Genomic DNA, 1595 nt, shown 5'->3' with positions numbered 1-1595 from the left:
CCAGCTGCTGGGAATCCACTTCGGGGGATACGCATATACATCCGGTACTGTCTTGAAAGCCGAAAGAAGCATCCAGACAAAGGGGAAGACCATGGCCAGCGAGCCCACTAAGAGTATCAGAAAAATCAGTTTGTTCGAGTGTTTCAGTTTTTGTGCCATACCGTTACTCCAAGGAGATGGATTTTCGTGCATCCAACTTTGTCTGGATGAGCGTCAGGGCGAAAATTATGATAAACAGGATGATGGAAGCACTGCAGGCTCTACCCATTTTCCCACTGGTGAATGCAGTATCGTAGATGTAGTTGACCATCAGAGCAGTGGAGTACAAAGGCCCGCCTTTGGGAGTCATCACGTTTACCTCAGCGAACACCTTGAACGTGTTGATGATACCGATCATCAGCACAAATGAGATGATCGGACGCAAGAGCGGCAACTTGATCATAAACAGCACCTGGTGGGCTTTGGCACCATCCACTTGGGCTGCTTCAACAAACGAGGTCGGAATGTTCTGCAGTCCTGCCAAGAAGAGCACAATGTTGTACCCCAACCCTTTCCATATGGAAAACATCAGAATGGAAAGGAGTGCGGTGTCCTCATGATAGAGCCATTGGGAAGTCGGTAGCCCGAAGGCGGAGAGAATTTGGTTGAAAGGCCCGATTCCCGGGTCAAAGAACCAAATCCAGATCAAGCTGGAGGCAACCACCGGAACAACAACCGGGGCAAAGTAGGCTGAACGAAGATACTTCTTCATGGGAATGGCCGAATCAAGCATCAAAGCGATAGCCAAGGCCAATGAAGTATCGATTACCAATTTCAAAGCGGCAAACGTAAAAGTATTGCGGATTGCCTTGAAAAACCGGTCATCGGTGAACAGGTACTTGTAGTTGGCAAGGCCGTTGTAGGATTTCAGCCCTGTCGTGAGGTTGTAGTTGGTGAAACTATACGCTACCACCTGCACGACAGGAATGATGAACAACAGAACGATGGCAACCATTGTGGGCAGCAGCAACACGGATGCAGCCCGTACTTGGGCACTCTCATACCGCTTGCCCAGAATGGTTACCCGGTGGATGCGCAGCGCACTTTTATTCTCTCTCATTACCAGCCTCTCTTGTGTTTCAGTGCTTTAACGACACCGGGAATCAAGGAGCAAATCACCTTTCCGTTCCTCAGAAAAGGATTGCCGTCAATGATAATATGAGCATCAGGGCCGAGAAAGGCGAATTCCACCGAACTATTGGCTGGAACAACGAGATGCTGTATTGTGGTGAAATCCGAGTAATTCCATGCTTCAGGATTGCAATCCACGACGTTTCGAGAACACAGCCCCACGGCAGCCAGACTCTCTCTCTCCCTTCCAAGACACAGACCACCAAAAATCGCCCGTCCATAAAGCCTGTCAAATTGCAGGGGCGTTATGACAATCTGCTCGACAGGAACCCCACCGTTGTATACTTTCTGCACGCCATCAACGGTGATGGAGAACTGGTCGGTTACCAAGCGTTTTCCCACTTGAATCGGTACTCGTGCATCATGAAGCAGCAACTCCTCAACAGACAGGTTGCAGCATACTCCATTCTCGGTACCCAAAAAGG

At 49.5% G+C, this 1595-nt stretch carries 2 protein-coding genes; both read right to left on the bottom strand.

The genetic code is table 11. The annotated features are described in order from the left end of the window. Positions 1-163: 163 nt before the first annotated feature. The gene (locus tag B3F49_RS08590) at positions 164-1099 is read right to left on the bottom strand and encodes a carbohydrate ABC transporter permease (RefSeq protein ID WP_293910431.1); all 936 of its coding nucleotides are present in this window, start codon (positions 1097-1099) and stop codon (positions 164-166) included. Continuing rightward, the coding region (locus B3F49_RS08585; protein WP_293910430.1) for a hypothetical protein at positions 1099-1595 on the bottom strand (497 nt) is incomplete at its 5' end. The genes B3F49_RS08590 and B3F49_RS08585, both read right to left, overlap by 1 nt.

This window comes from Sphaerochaeta sp. UBA5836 (assembly GCF_002432845.1).
Classification (GTDB): domain Bacteria; phylum Spirochaetota; class Spirochaetia; order Sphaerochaetales; family Sphaerochaetaceae; genus Sphaerochaeta.
The sequence above is the reverse complement of the archived record's forward strand: the minus strand, read 5'-3'. Positions and strand labels throughout refer to the sequence as shown.